18 protein-coding genes and 1 pseudogene are annotated in these 25,524 nt (G+C 67.1%); 7 read left to right on the top strand and 12 right to left on the bottom strand.

Annotated features, from left to right (window positions below; translation table 11 throughout):
• Positions 1 to 24: 24 nt before the first annotated feature.
• Positions 25 to 1,245 (bottom strand): aldose epimerase family protein, encoded by a 1,221-nt coding sequence (locus WMF27_RS05085; RefSeq protein WP_437761375.1) that lies wholly within the window; start codon positions 1,243 to 1,245, stop codon positions 25 to 27.
• A 266-nt stretch (positions 1,246 to 1,511) separates the two neighbouring features.
• On the opposite strand from WMF27_RS05085, the gene WMF27_RS05090 reads away from it, so the two are divergent.
• Both WMF27_RS05090 and WMF27_RS05095 read left to right on the top strand, forming a co-directional pair.
• Complete coding sequence (locus WMF27_RS05090; RefSeq protein ID WP_437761374.1) at positions 1,512 to 1,952, top strand: hypothetical protein; 441 nt, start codon at positions 1,512 to 1,514, stop codon at positions 1,950 to 1,952.
• Positions 1,953 to 2,272: 320 nt separating this feature from the next.
• Positions 2,273 to 3,664: a right-handed parallel beta-helix repeat-containing protein gene (locus tag WMF27_RS05095; protein ID WP_437761373.1), complete on the top strand. Its 1,392-nt coding sequence runs from the start codon at positions 2,273 to 2,275 to the stop codon at positions 3,662 to 3,664.
• A gap of 58 nt (positions 3,665 to 3,722) precedes the next feature.
• Here WMF27_RS05095 and WMF27_RS05100 read toward each other — a convergent pair whose 3' ends face one another.
• The 6 genes from WMF27_RS05100 to WMF27_RS05125 form a co-directional block, all read right to left on the bottom strand.
• On the bottom strand, positions 3,723 to 5,426 hold the full coding sequence (locus tag WMF27_RS05100) for a DNRLRE domain-containing protein (protein ID WP_437761372.1): 1,704 nt from the start codon (positions 5,424 to 5,426) through the stop codon (positions 3,723 to 3,725).
• A 440-nt stretch (positions 5,427 to 5,866) separates the two neighbouring features.
• Positions 5,867 to 6,037 (bottom strand): hypothetical protein, encoded by a 171-nt coding sequence (locus WMF27_RS05105; protein WP_437761371.1) that lies wholly within the window; start codon positions 6,035 to 6,037, stop codon positions 5,867 to 5,869.
• The gene (locus WMF27_RS05110) at positions 6,034 to 6,474 is read right to left on the bottom strand and encodes a hypothetical protein (protein WP_437761370.1); all 441 of its coding nucleotides are present in this window, start codon (positions 6,472 to 6,474) and stop codon (positions 6,034 to 6,036) included. Before WMF27_RS05110 ends, WMF27_RS05105 begins: the two co-directional genes overlap by 4 nt.
• A 186-nt stretch (positions 6,475 to 6,660) precedes the next feature.
• The gene (locus tag WMF27_RS05115) at positions 6,661 to 8,190 is read right to left on the bottom strand and encodes a hypothetical protein (protein ID WP_437761369.1); all 1,530 of its coding nucleotides are present in this window, start codon (positions 8,188 to 8,190) and stop codon (positions 6,661 to 6,663) included.
• Between the two features lie 37 nt (positions 8,191 to 8,227).
• Positions 8,228 to 9,847 (bottom strand): hypothetical protein, encoded by a 1,620-nt coding sequence (locus WMF27_RS05120; protein WP_437761368.1) that lies wholly within the window; start codon positions 9,845 to 9,847, stop codon positions 8,228 to 8,230.
• A 14-nt stretch (positions 9,848 to 9,861) separates the two neighbouring features.
• Positions 9,862 to 10,563: a PEGA domain-containing protein gene (locus tag WMF27_RS05125; protein WP_437761367.1), complete on the bottom strand. Its 702-nt coding sequence runs from the start codon at positions 10,561 to 10,563 to the stop codon at positions 9,862 to 9,864.
• Between the two features lie 637 nt (positions 10,564 to 11,200).
• On the opposite strand from WMF27_RS05125, the gene WMF27_RS05130 reads away from it, so the two are divergent.
• Positions 11,201 to 12,289: an RNA polymerase sigma factor gene (locus tag WMF27_RS05130; protein ID WP_437761366.1), complete on the top strand. Its 1,089-nt coding sequence runs from the start codon at positions 11,201 to 11,203 to the stop codon at positions 12,287 to 12,289.
• 1,541 nt (positions 12,290 to 13,830) lie between these two features.
• A complete protein-coding gene (locus WMF27_RS05135; RefSeq protein ID WP_437761365.1) occupies positions 13,831 to 15,420 on the top strand; it encodes a hypothetical protein in 1,590 nt (529 codons plus the stop codon).
• A 209-nt stretch (positions 15,421 to 15,629) separates the two neighbouring features.
• Here WMF27_RS05135 and WMF27_RS05140 read toward each other — a convergent pair whose 3' ends face one another.
• The 3 genes and pseudogenes from WMF27_RS05140 to WMF27_RS05150 form a co-directional block, all read right to left on the bottom strand.
• Positions 15,630 to 16,544 (bottom strand): hypothetical protein, encoded by a 915-nt coding sequence (locus WMF27_RS05140; RefSeq protein ID WP_437761364.1) that lies wholly within the window; start codon positions 16,542 to 16,544, stop codon positions 15,630 to 15,632.
• Positions 16,517 to 16,828 carry a hypothetical protein gene (locus WMF27_RS05145; protein ID WP_437761363.1) on the bottom strand — a complete coding sequence of 104 codons (312 nt, stop codon included), beginning with the start codon at positions 16,826 to 16,828 and terminating at the stop codon, positions 16,517 to 16,519. The genes WMF27_RS05140 and WMF27_RS05145 overlap by 28 nt, the downstream gene beginning before the upstream one ends.
• Positions 16,829 to 16,983: 155 nt before the next feature.
• A pseudogene (locus tag WMF27_RS05150) lies at positions 16,984 to 17,283 on the bottom strand (DUF455 family protein); the annotation flags it as partial.
• A 276-nt stretch (positions 17,284 to 17,559) separates the two neighbouring features.
• Here WMF27_RS05150 and WMF27_RS05155 point away from each other — a divergent pair.
• Both WMF27_RS05155 and WMF27_RS05160 read left to right on the top strand, forming a co-directional pair.
• Entirely contained in the window at positions 17,560 to 23,088 is a 5,529-nt protein-coding gene (locus WMF27_RS05155) for a phosphorylase family protein (protein ID WP_437761362.1), read from the top strand.
• Positions 23,089 to 23,139: 51 nt separating this feature from the next.
• Complete coding sequence (locus WMF27_RS05160) at positions 23,140 to 23,376, top strand: hypothetical protein (RefSeq protein WP_437761361.1); 237 nt, start codon at positions 23,140 to 23,142, stop codon at positions 23,374 to 23,376.
• Between the two features lie 331 nt (positions 23,377 to 23,707).
• On the opposite strand, the gene WMF27_RS05165 is transcribed toward WMF27_RS05160, so the two are convergent.
• A complete protein-coding gene (locus tag WMF27_RS05165) occupies positions 23,708 to 24,676 on the bottom strand; it encodes a ferritin-like domain-containing protein (protein WP_437761360.1) in 969 nt (322 codons plus the stop codon).
• A 226-nt stretch (positions 24,677 to 24,902) separates the two neighbouring features.
• Between WMF27_RS05165 and WMF27_RS05170 the strand changes: the two genes are divergently transcribed.
• A complete protein-coding gene (locus WMF27_RS05170) occupies positions 24,903 to 25,232 on the top strand; it encodes a DUF2325 domain-containing protein (RefSeq protein ID WP_437761359.1) in 330 nt (109 codons plus the stop codon).
• Positions 25,233 to 25,273: 41 nt separating this feature from the next.
• Here the strand turns inward: WMF27_RS05170 and WMF27_RS05175 are convergent, their stop codons facing one another.
• Positions 25,274 to 25,492, bottom strand: a complete 219-nt coding sequence (locus WMF27_RS05175) for a hypothetical protein (protein WP_012233609.1) — start codon at positions 25,490 to 25,492, stop codon at positions 25,274 to 25,276.
• Positions 25,493 to 25,524 lie beyond the last annotated feature (32 nt).

Below are 25,524 nucleotides of genomic sequence, written 5' to 3' on the forward strand. Positions count from 1 at the left end.
GCAGCGCGGGTGACCGTCGGCGAGCTACTCGGTGGTGAACCGGAAGACGGCCGTCTGCGCGTAGCGCTGGCCGGGCTTGAGGATGACCTCGTTCTTCCAGGCCGGGACGTTGATCGAGTTCGGGAACTTCTGCGGCTCGAGGCACAGGCCGCTGTACTGGTCGTAGACCGCGCCGCCCTTGCCCTTGATCGACCCGTCGAGGTAGTTGCCCGTATAGAACTGGATCCCCGGCTGATCGGCCTCGATCGTCAGCACCCGACCGGTCTTCGGATCCTTGACCCGAGCCGCCTCGCGGAGCGTGTGCGGGTCGCCGCTGACGACGACGTTGTGGTCGTATCCGACCGGCTTGCCGCCCATGGCTTTCAGGTCCCTGCCGATCGGCTTGGCGGCCGTGAAATCGAGCGGCGTCCCCTTCACCGGCTTGAGCTGGCCCGTGGGGATGCCGGTGGCGTCCGGCGGGGTGTAGCTGTCGGCGTGCAGCGTCAGCTCCTGGTCGGCGACGGAGCCCGAGCCGTGCCCTCCCAGGTTCCAGTAGCCGTGGTGGGCCATGTTGACGATCGTGGTCTTGTCGGTCGTGGCCGACATCTCGACCCTGAGCTCGTTTTTGTTGGTGAGCGTGTAGGTCGTGGTCGCGTTGACCGTGCCGGGGTATCCTTCTTCCCCGTCCTTCGATACGTACGTGAGCTTGATGGACGGGCCGTCCGGCGTCTCGGTCGCCTCCGCGTCCCAGACGACCTTGTCCCAGCCTTTCGTGCCGCCGTGCAGCGTGTGGGCGCCGTTGTTCGCGGAGAGCTTGTAGGTCTTGCCATCGAGCTGGAACTGCGCGCTCTTGATGCGATTGGCCACGCGGCCGACCGTCGCCCCGAAGTACGGGCTGTTCTTCAGGTACCCGTCGAGGTTGTCGTGGCCGAGGACGATGTCGCCCATCTTCCCCGTCTTGTCGGGGACGTGGAGCTCGGTCACCGTCGCGCCATAGGTCATCACCTTCGCGACCAGGCCGTTCGCGTTCGTGAGCGTGTAAAGGATCACCTCTTTGCCATCGGCGTTGCCGAAGGGCGCCTTGGAGACGGAAGCGGGCTTTGCGTTCACGGTTTCACCACCTGGTGGCACGGAGCTGGCGGCCGGGGCCGCTGGAGCGGCGTCCGCCGCGGGGGCCACCGCCGGCGCAGGCGCAGGCGGCGCTGCCGCAGGGGGCGTGTCGACGGTCTGCGCGCCGCCGCACGCGCCGGCGAGGCACGCCGTCATCGTCAATCCGAACCACGATCTCGTCCTACCTATCGCCATGCTGTTCCCTCCGCCAGGATTGTCTCACCTGGATCGGCTCCACCTGAGCGAGCCCAGCGCGGGCGAGCCCCCGCGATCTCGCCATGGCTTGCGTTCACCACACCCGAGCAAAGTCGGTGCAGAGATCGATCCCGATACAAAGGACCAAGCCTCCGGTGCGCACGACGGCTACCCGGGACAAAGCGGAGCGACGCTCCGAGACGAAATTGTGAACGTTCACATTGCCCATGTCAACTCAAATGAACCGGCGCGAGGCGAGCCTCGATCCCGAAATTGGAATCCACATCGAACAATACCGTGGCCCTGCGCCCGCCCTCTTGACGCGCCGCTCCGGAGGAGACTTGCCAGCCATCCGATGTCGAGCTTGGCCGCGGACTGACAGAACATCGCTGGCATCAAAAAATGCGAGCGAGAACAATCGGGTCATCTCCTTCCGCTTTGCCCTGGGGGTCGTCATGCGTACCGGCACCTTCGCCCTCGGGATCGAGCTCGGCTCCGACCCCGCGAGGCCAGCGCTCCCCACTCCCGCAGGGCGGGCAGGTCTTATCGATCGTGCGCTCGACGCGGAAAGCGCCGTTCGGTCGTTCATGGAGCTGCCCGCGAGCCGGCGTGGCGGCCTGTTGATGCTGGAGAATGAAGGGCGCAAAAGCCTCATGGTGAATCGCTGATGGCCAGCGTTCACCGTCCGGACAGCCGGCGCCCTCGCCTCCCGTCCTCGCCCTGGCGTTTGTCTCAGGCGCTCCGCGGACACGCTTCCATCGACCCGTCCGGGATGAATCGAACGATCTGGAAGAGGTCGGCTTCTCGGGGCTCGCTGCCAGGTTCCGCCTCGAGGCGTGGCGGTCCGCTGACGTGGTGACGCACCATGGTTTGCTGGTAGGCGGAAGGCATGATATATCGTGACATGCAGAAAGTCCGCGCTCAGCTGTCGTAGACGCAGCGCGGGCAACTGTACGCCTCGAATCGTCGGGATCGCAGGGGGAGTTCCATGAACTGCAATCGCGCCGTGCTCGTCGTGCTGTGTGCGGTATCGGGGGCAGCTGCCGCATGCCTTGTCTCTGCGCGGGCCCACGCCTCCAGCGCGATGCTGACGGAGTGGACCGCGCCGTATGGAGCGATGTTCGGGGCGGGTGAAAACGCCGGCTGCCAGCGCTGTCATGCACCGCCGCCGGCGGAGGAGAGGTCGCTCTCGCCCGGGCGGCACGGGCGCCGGACCCTCGTCGTCCGGCCAGGCCAGTCGATCCAGGAAGCGATTGACCGCGCGACCGATGGGGCCAGGATCCTCGTGCTGGCGGGCGTGTACCGGGAGACCGCCAGCGCGATCAACGGCCTGGTCATCAACAAGAGCGGCATCTCGCTCATCGGGCAGAACACGCCGACGAAGCGCGTCGTCCTCGAGAACGCCGGCGGCCAGCGCAACGGGATCGTCGTCGTGCCCAGCGAGCGCAACGACTGCATGGCTTGCCACGAGAGCATGGCGCCGCCGTTCGAGCTCAAGCCCGGCATCCACGGCGCCGCGACGGGCGGCGAGCCTGTCCTGTACGACGTCGAGATCCGCGGCATCACCATCCGCAATTTCGTCAACAACGGCCTGTTCACGGAGCGCGTCGACGGCTTCCGGATCGTGGACGTCCACTCGGACAACAACAAGAGCTACGGGATCTTCCCCACGCAATCGCGCAACGGCCTCATCGCGCTGAGCAAGGCCACGGGCGCCAATGACAGCGGCATCTGGGTCGAGACCTCCGAGGACGTCCGGGTCACGCACAACCTGGTCGAAGACAACACCAATGGCTTCGAGGTGTCGAACAGCGACGATGTCGATCTCAGCTACAACGTGGCCAGGAACAACGCCGTGGGGTTCTCGGTCGTGCTGCTGCCGGGCATCTTCGACGTTCGGGCGGGCGCCAGGCGAATCGACGTTCGCGACAACGACGTCGTCGACAACAACAGGCCGAACACGGCGCGGCCAGGGAGCATCCTTGCGGCTATCCCGCCCGGAATCGGAATTCTCTATGCCGGCGTGGACGAGTCGGAGATCTCGGGCAACCACGTCGTCGGCAACAAGCTCTCAGGTATCGCCATCGCAGACTACTGTGCGGCGGCCAGCGGCACGCCGAACCTCGACTGCCAGACGGATCCGTCCATCACCGATCCATACCTGCTGGACCAGGACGCCCGCGACAACTACGTGGCAGGCAACCTGGTGATGGGCAACGGCCTGGATCCAGGATCGCCCGACGAGAACCCCTTCTTCTTTGCCGCGAGCGACCTGACGCTGCTCACCGTGCCGGACACGCACGACAACTGCTTCGAGGACAACACGTTCGGCAGCTTCTTCTCGCTGATCGGGCTGTCCACCCCGCCCGGCTGCGAGTAGCAGGCTGTTCCCCGGCGCAAGCCGCGGATCCCGCAGGTTCGCCGGGGGCCGCCCGGGTTTACTGGACCTGGATCGTGAACTCGTCCGCGAGGCGGCCGTTCACGTCCTTGAAGTACGCCGTCGCGCGCTTCGGATCCCCGCCGACGTGGAAGCGGATGAACAGGGCGCCATAGGCGGCGGTGCCCGACATGACCACGTTGTTCTTCTTCCACTTGTTGCTGGCGTAGTAGGAGGCCCACCACGTGTCGTCGTCGTGGCTGGCCGCGTCGTAGTCGCGGATGCCGACGCCGGCGAGGCCGGAGACGAAGACGAAGTTGCGGCTCGGGCCGAGCTCCACGAGGTCGTAGGCGCCGGTCTTGCCGTGGCCGGCCGCGGCGTTGCCGACGTCGGTCAGGGTCAGCGTGCGCGAGTAGGAGTGCTCGTGGCCGGTCGAGACGATGGCGCCGGCGTTCATGCACTCCTGGTACGCGCTCCAGCCGACCTCGTTGCCCTTGGTGCCGACCTGCATGTCGTTCTGGTTCTTGTGCCAGTTGCAGATGGACCAGATCGAGTTGTCGGCGGCGAGCGAGTCGCGGATGAAGTCCACCTGGTCGGCCGCGTTGGCGGCGCAGGTCGACCGGAGCTCGCTCGTCCCGACGCAGGACTGGATGATGTGCAGCCCGCGGAAGTTGCACGTCGACTTGACGCCGAGCTCGCCGGTACAGTTCATCGACGGCACGGCCGCGTGGCGAGCCTGGATCTTGCTGGCGTAGCCGCTCGTGCCGCCCCAGGCCGCGGCGTCGTGGTTGCCGATGACCGCGAAGTAAGGATAGTTCGCGCCGAGGATGCTGTTGATCCGGTTGTCCCACGCGGTCGGGTTGTTCGCATAGTCGAAGTCACCGTTGTGGATGGTGGCCGCGGCGCCCTCGTTCTTGATCAGGTTGAGCACCGCGTCCGAGTTGCCGTTCGCGCCCTGGTCGCCGATGAAGGCGATCAGGAGATCCGGATCGGTCGGCGTGCCCGCGCCGCCGCCGGGCGGGCCATACGTGATCGTGAGCTTGGGCCGCTGCGCCACGGTGGCGTGCTCCGAGGACGCGAAGTCGATGCCATCGGTGTTCGACGCGCTCGCGATGAGGAGGCCGTTGTTGGAGGTCCCGTCGACCCACGCCTGGACGAGCGCCACGCCGGCCGCGTTCAGCGTGATCGTCCTGGCGCCGGCGCTGCCAGTGACGCTGCCCACGAGGCTCCCGCGATCGGTCGAGCCCATCGCGCCCGCGGTGGCCCACGCCGTCGTGGAGGTCGCGTTGTTCCAGGTGACCTGCGACTCGCTCCACGAGCGCTTCACCTCGTAGACGCTGTACGTGTTGGAGGACCCGTCCGTGACCTGGAGGGTGATCGACGCCGACTGGACGATGCTCCCCGCGGGGATGCCGGAGAGGGTCCATTTCAGCAGGCAAGATTTGTCCACGCCCGAGCCGTCGTCGCCGTCGGCCTCGCACGTGGTGGCTCCGCCGTAGTTCGTGGTGGCGGCGGCCTGCCGGAGGGTGGCGTCGGTCGAGCCGGCGTACGACGAGCTCGGGAGCGACCCCTGCCGGAAGGAGACCGTGGTCAGCGCCTGCCGCGTCTCCAGGACCTCCTCGATGTGCTCGTCATTGGTGCCGCAGGCATGGATGACCGCGAGCGCCGGCAGGGCGGCGCAGAGGGCGCCCTTCGAACGTCTCGACCAGCTCGTCTCTCGGTGTTCGTGTGTGCCAGCGTCCTCTCGCGTGCGCGAATTCTGCATGAGTCTGTCTACCCTTTCTCTTGATCTCGAACGTAGGTGTGAGCGAGGCACGGGCAGGTTAGTGGAGGTGCTATTTCGAATACTGATACAATCCCATGGAGATCGTGTTCCATTTTGCTACGATCGCCCGAGCGTTTGCCTGGCGCCGCGCCTCGCAGGCTCAGCAGATCCCGCCGCCCGCGATGGCAGCTCACGCCGCGACGAGCGCCCCGAACGCCCCGATGCCCACGCTCGTCGTCGCGCTGGTTCTCCGTTGCACCGCGCGATGCCTCACCGCACGTCGCACCGCTATGCACATTGGAAGATCCATGCCGCTCCCTCCTCTCACGTGGCCATCGGGCGATCCTGGATGGCCCGTGTCGTTCGGCGGGCGGGAACGTAAAGGAGCGGGACGGGCCAGTGTGCAACAAGTCTGTGTCGGCGAGGGCGCGGCGCTGCGATCAGAGCTCCGGGATGCTGAGCCGATCGGCGGCCTTGCCCCTACCGCGGACCAGGGAGGCCTCCACGGTGTCATCGCTCGCTCTCGGAACGAGCGAGAAGCGCTGGCCGAACGGGGGATCGAGCTGCGCGGCCGCCGGAGCCGCCCGGCGGTTCCCGGGCGCTGACATCACCGTTCGAGACGCTCGAGCGCCGAGCTGGAGCGCTCATCCCGGGTCGTCGCGTCCGCGGCGTCGCCGCGGTAGTACGTCCCGCGTACCAGATCCCAGAGCGGGAAGGTGACGTTGAAGTTCCACTGTCGCATCGACGACGGCCTGTGGTGCGCGCCGTGGTGGCGCCGGAGCCGTGCCACGACGCGGCTGCGGCCTATCCTGCCGTCGGGCGGGAGGGGGTACGAGAGATGGAGACACTCGTACAGCACCATGTACGCCATGCACGTCGCCACGAAGAGCGACGCGAGGTTGCCTTGGCCGGCCGCGCTGAGGGTGAGCGCGAGCGGGAGCGTCAGCGCGAAGACACCCGCGATGCCGTACGACGGGATCAGCACGAAGCCGAGCTCACGCGGTGTGCGGATCGCCATGTCGCGCTCGACGAACACCCGGTGGTGCACCGGCGTGTGCCGGTCGTAGAACGCCTCGATGAGATCCTATCACGGAGCGCGCCGGAGCTGGCGCGCCGATCGTCGCCCGTGTGAGGGACTCCAGCTTCGCGGCGAGTTGGCCCGTGGACTCGGATCCCGAAGCTTCTTCGTAGCCGTCGTGGAGAGCCGTGCCGTTCTCCCAGGACGTGACTTCGGCTATTCGGGGAAGCGAAACGTCTGGTGGGTCTCACCGCTCGGGCCGATCGTTGTCGTGCCATCGTGGTTCCAGCTGGTGCCGCCCGTGCCGGGCTGTCCGGTCTCGATGGTGACGTTCTCGAGCGTGAGCTGATCCTCGTCGAGGTAGGCGACGCCGATCGAGTCGCCGCCGCGCCCCGGGCCGCCGTAGCCGCCGTAGCCACCTTTGCCGCCAGGGCCGCCGAGACAGGAGTAGAATCCATCCCCCAGCGCTCCGCCCCGTACGCCTCGGCCGCCTCGGCCGCCCTCCTCGGGGGGGCCGCCGTCGCCACCATGGCCGCCAAAGTCCGCCGTGATCTTGGTGTCGCGCACGATCACCCGGGCGTGAAGCGCGAGGACGCCGATGGACGGCCACCCGTTTCCTCCCCCGCGGCCCCCTCGGCCTCCGCAACCGCCGGCCCCGCCCGAGCCTCCTCCAGGACCTCCCTTGGAGGCCACGTCGCACAGGGCGAGCCCGCCCCGACGACCGCCACCGCCACCGCCGCCCTGGCCCGGCGTGCCCCAGGTCCCCTGGCCCCCCGCGTCGCCCTCCCATCCTGTCTCGGTGAGGCGCCCGATGCCCTTGCCGGGCACGCCCTGCGTCCCTGGAGCCCCCGGGCCGCCGGTGAATCCGAGGCTGCAACTGCGGTTGTCCTGCTCCCCGATACCACCGCTTGCGGGCGACGAACGGTCGGCGGGTTCACCCTCGCCTCCATCCTCGGCGGTGTCGGGCCGCCCGTCCCCTCCCTTGCCGCCGACGCTCGTGTGCCCGCTCTCGCACCGGTTCACGACCGCAGGCCCGCCGGCCACGACCGTCGCCGAGCACGCGTCCCCACCGAAATTGCCATCCGGTCCGTTCGGTTGCTTGGTCGGCCACGGCTCGCCATCGAGGCCTCCCCATCCTCCGGTGGCGGAGATCTCGCTCCGCAGGATCTCTACGGCCGTGTTCGACTGAGCGAGCACACCGACCGGTCCCCAGCTCGAGAGGTGGAGATCGGCGAGCGTCGACACCCCGTCCGCGGCCCCCCTGTCGTCGGGGCCCGCGGGCTCGACGATCACCTCAGGACCGCGGATCCCCTTGTGCGTAAACTGGCTCCACGGGAGCAGGGGGTCGCGCACCCATTTCCGGCAGTGGAAGCCCCCCCGGATATCCACGCCGGAGGGCACCTTGATCTGCTCGATCACGAATCCCTCGTTGCAGACGAACACGCGCCCTCGTCCAGCGCGCGCGAGCTCGATGGCGCGCGGGAAAGTGTACACCGGCTTCGCCTTCGTGCCAGGGTTCCTGTCGTCGCCGCCACCGTAGTTCGAGGCGAGGAACACGCCGCAGCCGTCGTCGAGGATGTCGGCGGCGACATGCTCGATGCACACCGACTCCGGGGGCGGCTCGTCCTCGCACGAGGTGCCTTCACAAGGCGTCACGCCAGGGTCGTTCACGTCGGGCACGGTTCCGCAGCCGATCGCCCACGGGGACAGCAGAAGGACCAAGGTCGCCGCGGTGCTCTTTTTCATGTGTGTCTCCTGACGGCTGCCGCCAGCACAGGGCGGTTCATCGAGGCGGTTCCGGGGTTGGCGCATCGAATCGGTACCAGAACGCCGCAATCCCCTCTTCCCCCTTGCCGGCTTCCATTTGCCCGACCGAATTGGCGCGGCTCCCTCCCTTGCCGGCTTGTCCGGGCAAGACCGTCGCCTTCTCCGAGATGGCCACGGAGGCGCCCAGGGAGCCGATGCCGAGCGAGTGGCCCCCGAGACCGCCGCCCCCATCGCCGCCGCGTCCGCCGCGGCCGCCAAAGCCACCATCGCACCCTCGCGACGTGCCGGTCACATTACCGCGTCCACCATTCCCGCCGCCAACACCGAAGCCTCCCCACTGGCCCGTTCCGCCGACCCCGCCATCGCCGCCCTTGCCCCCGAGGACCGTGCTGCCTGCCTCGACCGTGATGGAGCTCCCCTGCAGTGCCACGATCGCGATGCTCGCGCCGCCGTAGTCGCCCCCCTGGCCCCCTTTGCCCCCGCAGCCGCCGCTGCCCCCTGATCCGCCGGACGCACCGTCCCGGGGCCGACCGGTCGGACACGCGTTCATGTCGTCGCGCCCTTTGCCGCCGCCACCCCCGCCGCCGCCCTGACCGACGCCGCCCTTCTTCCCGTCCTCCCCGCGGACGCCGACCCATCCTTCGACGCCCAGGAGGCCGGCGCCCGCCGCTCCGGCAGCGCGCTCTGCATCGGCGCCCCTGGCTCCGTCCTCCCCCGGGGCGCACGGCATGCCGGACGCACCGGAGCCGCCCCGGCCGAGGTTGGGCGGATTGCCGACCGACTCCGGCAGCCCTGAAACACCATCGCCGCCCGTATCGAGGCCGCCGTCGCCCCCGTAGCCACCCCTCGACTCGATGCCATCGTCGCACACGGTCACGACCGGAAGGGCGCCCGGCGCCGCGTCCGCGGTGCAGGCGTCCACGCCGTTGTTCCCCACCACGCCGGAGCTCGCGCGGAAGCTCGGCGCGTCCTCGCCCGGCTCTCCGTTGTTGCCGTCGCCCGCGAGGATGCTGCTCTCCCGCACGATCGCCCTGGCCCCGGCGCTCAAGATCATCGCGATGGACGACTTGCCATCGTCCGCGGACGCATCCGCCGCCTTGACGCGCACGCCGAAGACCGTCGACGTTGTGTCGCCTTCTTCTCCGGTGATCACCCGCAGCGGGATCCCCACTGGCGGAGCGATGATCGTCGGGTGATCCGGCCCGCCGAACGATCCCTCGTACGACCAATCGTCGCCGTCATCGCAGAGACGCCCGCCCCAGAGGTCGACCCCCGAGGGCAGCGCGATCTTCTCCTCGAACGACCCGCCGCACGCGTACACGCGCCGGGTCGGCGGCTCGCCGCGGCCTCGCCCGTGTGCGGCGAGGCCGATCGCATGTTGCAAGGTCTTCACCGGCGCGCTTTTCGTACCGGCGCTGTCGTCGTCGCCCTGCTCGCTGACGAACACCCCGCATTCGTCGAGCGCCGTCTCCGTGGCGGGATCGCCGTCACAGAGAGACTTCGGTGGCGTGAAGCAGAGGCGTTCGTCGTAGCAGCTATCGTCGTAAGCGCACCCGGAGAGGGTGCTCGCGCTGGCCGTGGAGAGGATGCCTGCGGTGAGCAGCAGCCGTATTCGTCGCCGTTCGAGGAGAGGCATGTCCTTCGTCCTGATCACCACGCGCCGTACGCCACGAGACCGGCCTGTGCCCGCGTGACTGTCGGCACCAGCGCGAGTCGAGCTTTGGTCGGTTCAGCCTGAAAAAAAGAGAGGTCCGTGAAGAACGAAGCCAGTGTCGCAGCGCCCACGACACCGCTCGTCACCACCATCGCCGTGCCGAGCCCGGCGAAGAGATCTCGCTCTCGTCGGAGACCCTTCAGCTCGGAGCACGCGGAGGGTCTCGGTGCTTCCCGACACACCCCTTGAGAGACTCCCGAGGCGTCGAGCTTCGCGTTCCGCTCGTCGAGATCTCCGTCGGCGGTCATCGCGCGAACCATGAAGACCGCACCGAGCGAGCCTGTCGCCACGGTCAACCCGATACCGGTGATGCGCAGGGCGCCAGGCCCGGATGTCCAGGGGCTGGGCGGCCGGCCCCGCACAGCGGGCGTAGAGCTCAGGGCCTGCGGCGCTTCCTTCGGTGATATCGGCGCCGTCTCCCTGGCGCTGCTCGCCGCCGCACGGGGCAACTGCATCGTGATCTCGTGCTCCGCGCCTGCCACGGCGAGGAACGAATGGAGCGCTTCCTCACGGCCCGGCGCGCGGGCCCGCACCATGTGTTTGCCCGGCTCGAAGAAGCGCGTGTACGTCCGTGCAATCTGGTCGATGCGCTCGCCGTCGATGAACACCTCGGCGTCGGGGGGATCGACCCCGAGCACGAGCGTCGCGATGTGCTTCGCTGCCTCGCGCTGTCCTGCCTCGAATCGCCGCCGGAGCGCGTCCGGCAGCGCTTCGCGCTGTTCCAGGCTCCTGGAGAGGTGCTCGGCCGCGTCGCGGTACCTGTGCAGCGCGACCTCGCAAAGGCCGAGCTCACCGGCGAGCTCCGCGCGTTCTCGCTCGGTGCTGGTCGCGGGGTCTGCGGCGTCGAAAGCAGCCTTGTAGGCGGCGTGCGCCTCAACCCACAGCCCGGCATTGCGCGCTCTCTGACCACGGCGAACATGGTCCTTCACCGAGGAGCTGCCGCTCGGTCTCGCCTTCGCTTGAATGTCGTCCGCGCTGGCCGAGCGCGTGAAGCCTGTCGCAGCCCCGAGCGCAAGAAAGATCGAGAACGAATGCGCGATGCAACGCATCCAGTCACGCTAGTGATGCCGTTCGCTTGGTGTCAACCGACAGAAATCGCCAGATTTTGTCCGTTTTGATGAGAATTTTTAGTCGGATGATGGAATGCGTTCGGCCGACCGCCATGGTCGACTCAATGTAATCAATGATGCTACATTGGAATACATTATCCTACCAAAATTGTTCGTCGGCTCATTTCTTTGAAGCCTTTCGACCCGCTCAAGTGTGCTGCTTACCGTGGACAAGCCAGCGACCGTCTCCCCCGGCTTCGAGCTCTTCCGGCGCCTCGCGCGGCGCCACGGCGTGCCGGCGCGAAACGCCGAGGATGTCGCCCAGGAAGCGCTGCTGCGGGGACTGGAGGCCGACAAACGGCTCGACCCGGGGGGAGACCCAGCCCCGTACCGCGTCACGATCGCCGTCAACCAGGCGCGCAACCACGTACGTGACGCCCGCTGTCGCGGCGAGGTGCTGACGTCGTTCGATGAGTGCGAGATCCGAGACGAGTGCCCCACCCCGGAAGAGCTGCTCCGGAGACGCCAGCAGGAAGAGTTCACGCGGGAGCTGATAGACCAGCTCGAGCCCAAGTACCGGGATCTCGTGATCAAGCACGATCTCCAGGACGTCCCGCTCGCCGAGATCGCCGCCGAGCTGGGACTCCCGCTGGCCACGGTGAAGACGCGACACTGGCGGGCGCACAAGGAGCTCCGGGTGCAGCGGGAGCGGTGGCAGGCGCAGGAGCGCTCGCAGGGAAGGGACGACAGCGCCTTCCTGTCGCTCGCGCTGGGTTTCCGCCGTCATACGTCCTGGGTGGCCTCGCTGCGCCATCTGGGCGTGAGGATCTTCGTTCAATGCGCGCTCGTCCTGCTGACCGGCGCGATCGTCTCCTCCGTGCCGCCCCTGGCCGACGTGGAATCATGGCTCGAGGCGGCGGCGGTCCGCGTCCCTGTCACCCCACCCGCAGCGCAGGATGTTGTGGCGTCCCCTGCGCGAGACGGCGCGCACGGCGCCGCGGCGCCCGCCGCGCCGATCGCGCACGAGATCTCGTCGATCAGGGATCAAGGAAGCGCACGCGCGCAGGCGGCGGCGAGCAGCACGCCCGCTCCCTCGACCAGGACCAACGGCCGGCCCGTGTCTCCGGCGAGGGCCGTTCGACCGCCCGTCAGCGAGCACGAGAGGAGCCTGATCGACCAGGCCCGGAGGGCTGTCGAGGCCGGCAACGCCATGGCCGACGTCGAGGCGCTCCAGCTGCTGAACGCCCACGCGCGGGAGTTCCCCGATGGGCTGCTCGCCGCCGAGCGCGAGGCGCTTCTCCGACAGCTGCGCTGAGCCCTCGGCTGTCCTCCAAGAGCAAGCAGGCGGCGACGCTGGTGATGTCTTTGGACACCACAAGGCTTCGATCCGCCTTGTTCCCGACAAGAACGGTCACGTCCGGGAAACGAAACGCGATGACTACGATGGAGGATCTGCTCGGTGCGATGTGGCTCATCTCGCCGCTCGGGCTCGCGATGATAGCCTGCATCGCGATCGGCTTCGCGGTCACCGCGCGCGAAGCGCTGGGACGCGAGCGCGGGCTTCGCGAGGCGCGCGAGCACGCGCAGGATGACGAGGCGGCAGCCCTCACCGATGCGAGGGATCAGGCTGCAGGGGAGCGGGACCGATACCGGCGCCTGCTGGACTGTCACGTCGATGCGGCGCTCGCAGAGCTGACAGACGTCCGCGCGCGCCCGATCCCCGGGCCAGGCAGGGTCCTCGAGTCGTTCTGCGCGACGAACCCTTCGTGGAGGAGAAAGCTGGCCGAGAGCACGGGGCTATCTCCCGAGCTCGCGGCCAGGAGCCCGCGGGCGAAGCTCCCGCCGCCACCGGTGCCGCGGCTTCGATCGCCGCTCCCTGTCCGTGCCGGCACAGGGGCGGAGCTCGCAGGGCGCGCTGGGACATTGACGAGCTTCCCGCTACAGCGCGACGAAGGGGGGGCGAGCGCCGCCAACGCGTCTGATTGGGAGGAATCTGATTGGGAGGAAGCAGCGCGCTCTCCGCTGAACACGACACTTCCGGGAGTAGGGAGCCATGGGTGAGCGCCACCGTGCCTCGGATGTGGTGGACGTGGGCACGCGCCGCGAGGTGCGTGTCTAGAGCGACAAACGGGTTGAAACCCCGAAAAAAAAGCAGGAATTTCACAGGGAGGCGAGGAGGCGGGGAGCGAGAGACGGCGAGAAGGAGAGATTCTTTTTTTTCTTCCTCCCCGCCTCCTCGCCTCCCTGTGAAATCCTCCGGGTTTCAACATGATTGATTGGTGTTCTAGCAGTTCGAAGGGCTGTGGGAGCGTTTGGTGCTAGGGGGGGATGCCCGGACGGCGCCCTTCCCCCTCTCCCCTTGGCGTCCTTGGCGGCTTGGCGGTCTGCCGATCCGGGGCAAATTCGGGCTTACCGCTACAGCGTGACGAAAGGGGGGACGAGCTCCGGATGGCCACACGCCGCGCCCCGACGCTGCCCGCCATCCGAGGCATGGTGGTGAGCATGCCACCGCTCCGGGAGCCGAGCGGCTACGGCGGACGTCCTCCTTTGGCAGCGACCACCTGAACATAAGCTCCGTGATGACGATCGTTGACACCCATCCGTGCCGGGAGCGCGCACCGAAGTTCACGGGGGAGTCACACGATCAAGCTGCCCTCGCAGCTCTTGTAGCTCCTTGACGCCAAGGAATCATCGATCCTTGGTCACCTCCCGCATGGCCCGCTGTACTGGCCGTGAAGTTGCATGGGAGCACGCGACCGCAGGCCGGCCTTTGGATGCCTGAGCCGGACCCGGCCACCCGCCGCTCAGCGCCCTCGTGGCGGAGCTATTCCCACGTTGCAGGAGTATCTTATGCAAATGTCCCGAAGGATCCCCCTCGCAGCTCGCGTCTTCTTACCCTCCCTGGCTGCGATTCTCGGCGCGGCGGCCTGCTCGGACGGCGAGCAGCCCGCGGCGCCCCTCGGTGGAACCGAGATCCCCGAGGCTTGTGGCACGCTCGACGCAGCCACCGCGGCTTCTGTCACCATCGGCAAGCTAGAGAAGGCGTTCCGAACCACGTTTCGGGCGCTGGGTCCTGTCGACGCGTCCGTCGTGCTGGCGCGGGTCCTGAGCCTTGGCGATGAGAAGGCGCTGACCCCTTCGGCCGACGGGTTGAAGTGGCTCGACGAGGACGTGCTGCCAATGCTGCGTGATCGGGTGTTCGTGAGTGGCAACGTGGAGTCGGAGGAGCGAGGCGAAGTCGTGTTCCTTCTACGCCCCGATGTGGTCTGTCAGGACTCCACCGGGGATGCGGGGACGGGCGGCGGCGTCACGGATTCGAGCAGCCCCGGCGACGAGGAGAGATGCCGGGAGCAGTACACGAAGACGCCCCTGCGCGTGGTCGTCTCGCGGGTGGCCTGCGGGGCCGAGGACAACGTCCACCTGGCCCTGCTCGCCGGGACTGAGCGAAAAGAATACGTGAACCTGGACCTCATCGGTTCGAAGGTCGTGGTCCGGGCGGACGTGGGCGAGTTGGCTGCGAACACGACGATTCGACGCGGGGAAGATGCCGAACCCGAACCGCTGTTCGATCAAGGCGCGACCGGTCATCTGGAGATGGTGGAAGAGCTGCTGTCCGAAAACAAGATCCACGCCACGCTTCGCGTCACCGAAGATATCGCCGTCGACAGCACGGTCGAGCAGGACGGCGGCGCCTCCGCCCGCGGGGGCGTGAGAATCCCTGCCACCACCGGAGACGCCATTGACATCACCGCCGACGGAACGATCCGGAAGATTGAATTCACGCTGGCGCTCGGCCGCATTCAGTGGATGATGCCGTTCTCGTCGTTCATCCATCTGTTCAATCGCGAGGCCGCGCCCCAGGCAAGCCCCGCCGAGATCGTGGAGTTGAGCGTCCCCGGGGTGCATGGCCGCTTCTCGTTCGACGGCAAAGGCGACGAGCTCCGAGGCGCCGACGTGGGGATTGGCGACGCGACCAGGTTCGCGCACGGCGCGCGCACGATCCTGTCCTGGGAAGTCAACCCGGCCGCAGAACACCGAGTGAACTTCACCGCGACGGGTCAGTCGGACGGCAGCGTGGCGGTCTCCGTGCCGGGAGGATTCGATCTGCGCATTCATTACGCGCTGGCGCCGGTAGCGGCATGGATCGAGGATCCATGGGCTTTTTCCTTGGACGACGACGTACGGCTGACGCTGTCGGGCTCCACCGCTCCCTCCGCCTTGCTGCGTCAAGGTCCCTCGGATGCTCTGAATCTGTTGCGTGAACAGCTGGGCTCGCTGCTCGAGGTCCAGAGCGGCACGTTCGAGGGCACGAGCCGAATCGCGCCGGACGAGTCCGTCAGCGTGCCTGCCGGCCAATGTCTCAACCGGCACATCACCGACGAAGGGACCCACGGGTTGCTCCAGCACCTCTCGAGCGGACCGTGTGAACCGCCGGCGGCGGAGTAGCGTGGTGATCTCGAGCTGGACGCCCTCGGGCTCCAGGCGGCTCGGTCACCCGGGGTGAGGAACGACGCGCGGAGGTCCTGGCAGGTCACCACCGGGCGGCCAGGCGGACCGCGCCGGGTCGCCGCCGCAAATGCGTCCTTTCGCGACGCAGTGCGCGTCGCTCTCCGGGCGCGGATCCCGGCGCTCACCGCCGGAGGGAAGGGCCTTGGTCACTCCAGATCAGGCCGCGCCCTGCCCATGCCGATGGCCCACGCCATCGTGTAGCGCGCGTTGATCTCGCACCGGGGATTCCAGCGCATCGCGCCGTGCTCGTCCTCCCAGCGGAAGGCGTCGATCCCGAACGGCCCGAAATAGCCCGCGCCGGCGAGCGCCTGCCCCGCCTCGAGCGCGGCCTCGACGAGCCCCCGGCGCTCGCCGCCGCCGAGGTCGCCCTCGCCCGCGAGGGCGGCCCCGAGGTACGCCCCGTTCGCGTCGCAGCGCTGGATGCACGGGTCTCCGAGGCGCACCGCGCCGTCGCGGGCGACGTGCCCGTGCAGCGAGAAGTCGCCGCGGCGCTCGACCCAGGGCTCGACCTGCAGGCCGCTGTCCGGCGACGCAGGGTCGAGCGACGCGGCGGCCCAGGGCCGCGCGTCGGGCAGCAGGGCGCCGCGGGCGACCCGGCGCCGGCCGCGCCCGGCGAACCCGAACGGCCGCTTGAGCAGCCAGTGGCCCGTCGGCGTGGGCTCCGCGATCGCGGCCTCGAGCTCGGCCAGGGAGGCGACGTAGCGCGCCCCGGGCAGCGTCTGGCCGAGGTCCGCGCAGAACCTCCGGTGGTTGACGCGCCGGAGCACCTCGAGCGACGGCGCCTCCGCGAGCGCGACGCCGGCGCGGCCGAGGAGGCGGAGGGCGCGGGGCGTGGGGCACCACGCGCGGCCGACGAGCGGGGTCCCGGGCGGCGCCGGCGGCACGAGGGGCGAGGGGAGCTCGGGGCTGAGCACGACGTCGCCGGGGCGCAGCAGGGCCGAGACCCGGCCGGCCAGCTCGGGCGCCCGGCCGGCGACCGCGGCGCGCGGGGTGTACCCCGCGGGGCGCGCCAGCTCCTCGTCGGCGTCGAAGTTCAGGACCCAGGCGCTCGCTCGGTCCATGAGGCCAGCGCGTCGAGGAACGGCTCGGAGAGGCCGGAGCGGCTGCGGTCGCGGCGGTTCATCGGTTCGCCCCGCATGAGCAGCGGCGAGAGGGGCGGCGGGATGTGGCGCACCCACGCCTCGAAATCGCCCGCGCCGGGCGGCGGCGCGGCGTCGTCCGGCCCACGAGGCGCGGCCTCGCGCGCGCCGCCCGGATCGCCTCCGAGCGACACGGAACGCGCCTCCTGGCCAGCGCTCCCGCTCGCCTGCGTGAAGCGGCGGAACCAGCGGACCCCGAAGCGCACGTGCGGGATCTCCTCGACGCAGACCCGCTCTGCAAGCGTGGCACCCTCGACGTCGCCGATGGCGCGGAACCGCTCGGAAAAACGCGCCGTGTGGTCCCCTCGAGGCCCATGCCCATCACGGCCACGAACTGCGCGGGCGACGCGGCGGCGGGCACCCGCGTCCAGAACCAGTCGCGCACCGGGAAGTCGCCGAAGCGGTGGCCGAGCGCGGCGAGGTACGCGGCGTAGAGCCGCATGTGGCGCACCTCGTCGAGGGTGATCCGGACGAGGCCGCCGCGGAAGGCGCGCGGCGTCTCGGGGAAGGCGAGCAGCGCCCAGGCCATGAGCTCCGCCGCCTGGAGCTCGTGGTGCAGGAACGCGTGGAAGAGCTGCGCGCGGCGCGCCGGGTTGCGCAGCGCCTCGGGCCCCGGGCTCTTCTGCGCGCGCTCCGAGCTCCGAGATGCGCAGCGCCTCAGGCCGTCCCAGCGTCATCATGGTGATGATGGTCTCCCACGCGCTGCGGGTAAGGTCGAGCGTTGTGCATGCACCGCGCTCGCGCGCCTCTGCGAAGCCGGCCACGTCGAGCGGGAGGTACTCGGGCGGTGTCATCTCGGACAACGGGATCGGAGCCCGCGCTCACCGCCGGCCCTGGTTCCTTCGACGAGCGTCGCCGCCATCGGCCCGCCCACGGGCCCCCCGCCCGAGGACAGCTACGTCTTGACGATGCCCACGCGACGAGTAACGGAGTGCCTATGCCTTCCCCCGCGGCCGCCTCGACCCTATCCGAATCCCGCGCCGACATCGCCGTGCTGACCGTCATCGAGCCTGAGCTTGACGCGGCGCGCAGCGCTCTCGGACTGTCTGAGCGCACGAAAGACGCCGAGACCGGAACGATCTTCTGGACCGGGACGGTGCACTCTGAACTCACGGGTTACGACTATCGCGTTGTGCTTACCTGCATCGGAGAAGCCGGCAATTCGAACGCGGCGGCGGCAGCGACCGAGATGCAGACGAAGTACAAGCCCCGAACGGTGATGCTGATGGGCATTGCGGCCGGGATGCGCGATAAGGTCAAGATTGGGGATGCCGTATGGTCGGATCGAGTGGTCGCCTACGAATCGGCAGCATTGGTAAAGAATAGAGATGAGGAGGCTCGCACCGAGCCGAGAGCTAACGCTGACCGAGTGCCGCACACCATTCTCCAAGACCTCGTAAATTATCGCCCCGACGAAGACAGGCTTCAAGCGATCTTTCTAAGAATGAAGGGCAATATTCCCGCTGCGCCCGCCGGACAGGAACAACTCTACTCCAAGCATGTCACCGCCAAGATCACCTTCAGGCGTGCGACCATCGCAAGCGGTGAGAAGCTTCTGCGCGATCCGGACAAAATCAAGGCCCTTCGTCGGGAAGTGCATGGGAAAATCGAAGTCGGAGAGATGGAGGCCGCTGGGTTGGTCGAAGCTGCGCGGCTCTACAACGTCCCGTGGCTCGTCGTCCGTGGAATTTCGGACTTCGGCGACGATTTCAAGAACGATGACTTCCATGTGTTCGCGTCGAAGGCCGCTGCGGCAACGCTCGTCGACTTTATCGTGCATGGCCTTGACATTGGGCCGCCCTCTCCGCCGTCTGGATGGGTGGCAGCAGAGCGGGCTTCGGAACAGTGGCACGAGGAGACCCGCGATGTCATCGGGAGCGACGTTCACGTTCCCCGTAACGATCTTCAGACGCGCGTGGTCAAGTCGGTTCACGAAGCGCCCGTCACGGTGCTTCTCGGCGACTCCGGTTCGGGCAAGTCGGGGCTCGTGAAGGCCATTCATCGGTCTGGCCACTTTCCAACTGTGACCCTCTGTCTTCACGCACAAGAGGCGGCAACGCTCGTACATGAGCACCACTTCGACGCGTCTCTAAAAATCTGGCAGAAGAGCGGCCCCTGCCTCCTCGTTCTCGATGGGCTCGACCGAGTGGTAGGCGTGGAGGGGCTGCGACTTGTTGCAAGGCTTATGCGAGCATTGGACCTCTCCTCTGAGGCGCCCAAGTGGAAGCTACTCATCACTTGTCAGGCAACGCAGTGGGAGTCCGTTCAGCAAGAGCTGATCAGTAAGGGCGTCCAGTTGTCCAATGCTGAACGAATCTTCGTGGAGCACCTCGAAAATTCCGAGATCGATCAGGTCGCAGCGTGCGTCAACGCGATTGCTCCTGTACTGGTACGCAACGACTTGCGGCCAGTGATGGGGCGCCCCAAGGTCCTCGACATCCTCGCTCGTGCGGCAGCAGCGGTCGGGCTCCCTCCCGACGTCGCAGAGTGGGTTGGTGAGTCAAGCCTTATCGAGTGGGCGTGGGATAAGTATATTAAAGGTGAGGGTCGCAGCGACGAGCACAGCCGTCTATTGCAGAGGATCGCCGCGCGACTCGCCGACCAAAGATTGTTTGCGATTCCCATTGCGGAACTCGATGGCTCGGAAACAGAGCTTCTCGGGAGTCTCTCCCCACTCGGTGTCCTTGTTCAGAGATATGACTCTGTCAGATTCGCGCATGATTTGTATGCGGACTACGCTCGGCAGCGATTTCTGCTCTCCTTCTTCTTCTCGAAGCGCCATTCTGAGCTGACGTCGCGGGTGGGCAACCCAATTTGGCATGGTGCACTACGGCTCGTAAGCCTTCATATGCTGGAGTATCGAAACAGTACGCATCTGCCTGATATCGAGGGGTGGCGAACGTTGATTCGCGCACTCGACGAGCGAAAGACGACGAAGGCGCAGCAAAGCGCAGAGACGTCTGGGGGCGATGCGCCACGGCCCGGGGCCGGTGTGGACCTGGCGCTCGAAGCCATCGGATTCGCCGCACAATCCCGAAGCATGCTTGATATGATCGCGGACGATCTGGTGGCAGATTGCGGCGTGTTGCTTAGAAGTTTTCTGTTTCGATTTAATCAATCTGCCACTGTCCTCGTCTCTCTGTCAGGGACAGGGCGAGTCGTGCGCTGGCCAGAGCGTATGCTGTGGTCACCTGTGATCGAGTGGATGGTTGGGCACTCCCAGTCCGTGATTGCATTCGCATCACGAGAGTTCTTGGATGTGGCAACGACATGGCTTGACGCAATCAGCGCGCTCGTTCCCGCTAACCCGTTTGTTTCACTCTGCTCACGGCAGCTAGCGTCGATGATTTTCGATATGGCAGAACGTGCGGTCGCCGCCGGGGACTGTTACTCCGATCATAGCGTTGAATCGTCGAAGCGTGTTCAGCTTTACCAACTGATGCTCCTATGTGGCTCGCTTGACGCAGATCGCGTTCGCACACTTGCGAGAAAACTCGCTGGCCTCGAGGGAGCACCTGAACCTCGGCGCCCATCCGTACGCCGATCGATTGTTCCCCCTGAGTACGGTCGCTCAGCCACGAAGCCGGCGTTCTGGCCAAACGGCCCCAAGAACGAGCCCGACAGGCAGTTTAGGCTTGCTGCTCTGCTGAGCCCTGGTTCCGAGAGATTGGTGGCGGTAGACCCCATCTTTGCCAGCGAGATCTTCTTTGCGCTGCTGATTGAAATTCCTGAGACCAACCGTGATGGGCATCCCATCTTTCGGTATGGTTTTCATTTTGATGCGTGGCGGTTGGTGCAGAATCCATTTTGGGATTTTGCCCCTGCCTATCGTCTCCTGAAGAAAGATCCACTGGTCGGAGTTGATTTTGTTGTCCGCGTAAATGATTTTGCAACGGACAGATGGGCCGAGAACTGGCCGGATGTTCCGCGTGATGGTGCGCTTCTCATTGATGCGCCATTGGAGTTGCCGAAGATTGGTCTCGTTGTTGATGGCGTGGAACACGAGTACATTGGCGACGCCAGTGTTCTGGAGTGGCATCGGGGCGGCGGTAGAGGCGACAACGTATCGGCCGCGACATTGATGGCCTTGGAGCATTGGCTGTATGAGGAAGACGAGAAACGCGGCGTTGAGCCTGGTATTCTTGTGGGTATCCTGAAGAAGTCACATTCTGTGGCCGTGGTCGGCGTCCTTCTCGATCTGGCGCTTAAGAATCCGACCCATCTAATCGGGGCGCTCGAACCTCTGGTTCAATGCGTCGAGATTTATCGATGGGGCCGCTCCCGCAGTTCGCAGTTTCGAATGCGGTCGGCTATGAGGTTGGGGTCTGAGAACGGGCGCGTTGACCCAGTGTACCAGTGGCACAACCTCAAGCACCGATACTGCGATTTCCTTCGGGTGGTGACTTATGTTTTTGTGGCTTTCCAAAAGTTCGAATGGACAGGTCTTATGGCAGCGCGAGATAGTTGGTCCGCGCTTGCCGAGCGGGCGTCCGACGAGCCTCTTCGCGCATGGATTCGCGACATACTCCTTCCCCATTTTGATCGAAGGAACTGGCGAGAGGTAAGCGAACCGGATGGAAGCGTCGCGTGGGAGTACGCGCATCCGAAAGAGATCGAGCAACGACAATCAGAGGCCAGGCGGCCGCTTGAGGAGTCCTCTCGTCGAAGATTGCTTCCGTTCCGGTGTCGTCAGATTATAGACGAACAGCAGGAGATCGATGAGCAGGAGTTCGTCAACATGCTAGAGGCCGCCGCAGAGCCGCATGAGAACCTCACGGATATCGATGCGTTCATGATGGGTGGTGCGTGGACGCCGCGATGCGGCGTGGCTGCCGTGGCCGTGCTCAGGTTCCCGGCATGGCTCGCTGCAAACGCCAAGTGGCAGATGCAATGTAGGGAATGGCTGATTGATGCATGTCGTTCATGTCCACCCACGCTTCGTCCCGATCCGTCGATTGGAGATATCTCATGGGACTCATTCTGCTCCGATGCCTTGCCTGTGCTATGGGCACTCGAACCAGGCGATCAAGACGTTCGGCAGTGTATTGCGTTTCTGGTCGCATCGTCCAGAGAGGATGCGCGGACTCGCCTCTTCAATGCCCTGACTCGAAATGGTGGTGAGCTTGGTGAGGACTTTTTGCGACTCTTGCATTTGGCGGTTTGGGTTTCGCGAATGATCTTTATTTGTCCACCTCCAAGCTATGAGCGGCCGTATGCGGATGTCTTGGAGACTCTGGGGCGATTCACAGAAGACTTTGTGGGTGGAAAATTTGAGCCGATTCCCGAAAAGTGGGCCGAGATCTCCCAAGCGTGGCCGAATGGTCTCCCAAATGCTTCTGTTTTTGCAGTCCGCGGGGAATATGATGGTTTTCACGAAGCGTGTATCATTAGTGCGTTTTCCTGGTTGACGCGGGCAGATCTTGGATCAAGAGACGTGACGAGCCTTGAACTCTTGCGACGCCTACGAGAGGAGTTTGCGCGGGTGATTCCGCTGCGGTTGTCCATGTCCATATCGGACGAAGAGGAACGGAGCTATCGTCAATTGCCGAGTCCTGAGGCTCTCTTGAGACGCGTAAATCTTGAGAGTCTCTCTCCAGCCGGGTTCCAACAACGCCCGGGGCCGATGGCCACCGTCGTTCCGAAGCTCAAGAGGATTGCGTTTGACAGTTGGGCTCGTGTGCGTGCCCGTGCTGAGCGTGTACTTCGGCCGGGATCTCGCGTCGCACGTAGTGCACCACCGCGTCGCCGCCGTCCTATTGAGACCCCGTATGAGACCGACCACAGGTTTGCAGCGATGGTTGCGCTTTTCGTGGTCCAAGAACGTGATCCGACAAGGCGCCGCGCGCTATGGGAACCGTGGTTTCGGCTCGAAGATTCCTGTTGCCACTGGGTCGAAATGCTCGTGGACGAGATCTATGCAGCCGGCGCCAACGTAAAAGATGTGAGCGTCTTTTCGGACCTTATGCAGGAGCTTTTTGAGGCTGCGCTTGCGGTGGGCGGATGGCTCGACGGACAGGCCCGACATGTTCGCCGAATGTCGGACGTTGGTAGTTCTTTTATTGGATTCGGAAAATGGGCGAGCCGCCAGTTCTGGTCCTCTGGCGAACACGCGTCGGTCGCTGTTGCGCTTCGCGAATATTGGCCGCGTTGGGCAGACGCAGCTATCGACTCGTACGGTTGCGCCGCGAATTTTCTTCAGTTGCTGCGCCAGCCATCCATGAAGCCGCTTCGCCCTGCTTCCTTGGAATGGCTTGTGCGATCGAGTCCCGATGCGTGGCTCTCCGACACAGACGCCCAAGCGGCCCTTCTGTGGCTCCTGCTTGCGGTTTGGCAGGAAAGAGATGAAGCGGGGCACGAGTTGGATGGGGCGGCGTGGGGCATATTCATGCGACTACTCCAGGAGCTCAACGCTCGGCATTTTGCGGACGCGTTTCGTCTCTCGGAGTTAGTTGCCCATGAGAGGTGAGCTTGACCGTCAGGTGTCACCCGCCACGCTGTCCGATTCCTTTCCGATGCAGTGAGAAGCGAGAAGTCGCCGCGGCGCTCGACCCAGGGCTCGACCTGCAGGCCGCTGTCCGGCGACGCGGGATCGAGCGACGCGACCGCCCAGGGCCGCGCGTCGGGCAGCAGCGCGCCGCGGGCGACCCGGCGCCGGCCGCGCCCGGCGAACCCGAACGGCCGCTTGAGCAGCCAGTGGCCCGTCGGCGTGGGCCCCGCGATCGCGGCCTCGAGCTCGGCCAGGGAGGCGACGTAGCGCGCCCCGGGCAGCGCCTGGCCGAGGTCCGCGCAGAACCTCCGGTGGTTGACGCGCCGGAGCACCTCGAGCGACGGCGCCTCCGCGAGCGCGACGCCGGCGCGGCCGAGGAGGCGGAGGGCGCGGGGCGTGGGGCACCACGCGCGGCCGACGAGCGGCGCTCCAGGCGGCGCCGGGGGCACGAGGGGCGAGGGGAGCGCGGGGCTGAGCACGACGCCGCCGGGGCGCAGCAGGGCCGAGACCCGGCCGGCGAGCTCGGGCGCCCGGCCGGCGACCGCGGCGCGCGGGGTGTACCCCGCGGGGCGCGCCAGCTCCTCGTCGGCGTCGAAGTTCAGGACCCAGGCGCTCGTTCGGTCCATGAGGCCAGCGCGTCGAGGAACGGCTCGGAGAGGCCGGAGCGGCTGCGGTCGCGGCGGTTCATCGGCTCGCCCCGCATGAGCAGCGGCGAGAGGGGCGGCGGGATGTGGCGCACCCACACGTCGAAGTCGCTCGACCCGCGCGGCGCGACGTCCTCCGGCCCGTGCGGCGCGGCCTCACCCGCGGCGGCCGGATGGCCTGCGGCCGACGTGGAAGGCGCCGCCTGGCCAGCGCTCCCGCTCGCCTGCGTGAAGCGGCGGAACCAGCGGACCCCGAAGCGCACGTGCGGGATCTCCTCCGCGCAGACCCGCTCCGTGAGCGCGGCGCCCTCGACGTCGCCGATGGCACGGAAGCGCTCGGCGAAGCGCGCCGTGTGGTCGAGGTTGCCCCCCTCGAGGCCCATGCCCATCACGGCCACGAACTGCGCGGGCGACGCGGCGGCGGGCACCCGCGTCCAGAACCAGTCGCGCACCGGGAAGTCGCCGAAGCGGTGGCCGATCGCGGCGAGGTACGCGGCGTAGAGCCGCATGTGGCGCGCCTCGTCGAGGGCGATCCGGACGAGGCCGCCGCGGAAGGCGCGCGGCGTCTCGGGGAAGGCGAGCAGCGCCCAGGCCATGAGCTCCGCCGCCTGGAGCTCGTGGTGCAGGAACGCGTGGAAGAGCTGCGCGCGGCGCGCCGGGTTGCGCAGCGCCTCGGGCCCCGGGCTCTTCTGCGCGCGCTCCGAGATGCGCAGCGCGGCGGGCCGTCCAGGTCGCTCGAGGCGCCGCGGCGGGACCGGCGCGGCGCCCGACGCCGACAGCGTGGCATCCGACTCCCAGAGGGAGGGCACGGGCGGCGGAGAGAGCTTGTGCTCGAGGTCGACCGAGAGGACGTAATCCCAGGCCCAGCGCTCGACGGTGCCGGGCGGGGGCGCGTCGCTGGGTGGTGCGAGGGGAGACGGCATGGCGCGGGCGCGGCAGGAAAGGGCGGGCCGCTCTCGTACCACAGCGCCGGCGCGCCCGCGTGGCCAGCGCCGCCGGGCCCGTGCGGTCGCCATGTCACGATGACAAAGGTCCCGGCGCCTCACCGACATTTTGCCCGGAAATCCCCGGGAATAGATCAAGATGACGAGTTTTGCGCCGAGATGACCGCTCGAGAAGCGTGGCTTACGCCTTGCTCTGAGTCACGGCATGAAGGCGGAGCGGCGTTCCCAGGCGGTCGACAGGAAGCGCGAGGAGCAGACGGTGCTCGTCATCGGGGGCAGCGGCGGCATGTCGAGCCGCTACCGCGATGTGGTCGAGAAGCACGGCTGGTCGCTGCGCCATTACGAGAACCGCGTGCCGCCGGGCGCGCGCCGCGGCGTGGGGAGGATCGCGCTCATCGTGATCATGGTGACGATGGTCTCGCACGCGCTGCGCGACCAGATGCAGAGCCTCGCGGCGGACGGCGCTCAGGTCGTGTACCTGCGCAGCGCCTCCGTGTCCGCGCTGCGGGCCGCCATCGAGCAGGCGGCCGTCTGACGGGACGCGCCGCGCCCGCGCGAGGAGGGGCCACGCAGCGCTCAGCGCACGCCGACGAGGCGCTGCATCAGGCGCTGGAACTCGGGGACCGAGAGGTCGATGTGCTCGACGACGCGGCCGTAGAGCGTGGCCGTGGGCACGTTGCGGCCGTTGAACTCCTTCTCGAGCTCGGAGAGCTTCCACAGGATGATGCGCTCGGCGCGGGTCAGGCCGTCGCGCACGTCCGGGAGCTCGTCGAGCGGGGATCGCCTAGGGGGCATGGTCAGGCTCCGAGATCCGGCCTTCGTGGGCC

The sequence above is a fragment of the Sorangium sp. So ce281 genome (assembly GCF_051527395.1).
Lineage (GTDB): Bacteria > Myxococcota_A > Polyangia > Polyangiales > Polyangiaceae > Sorangium > Sorangium cellulosum_B.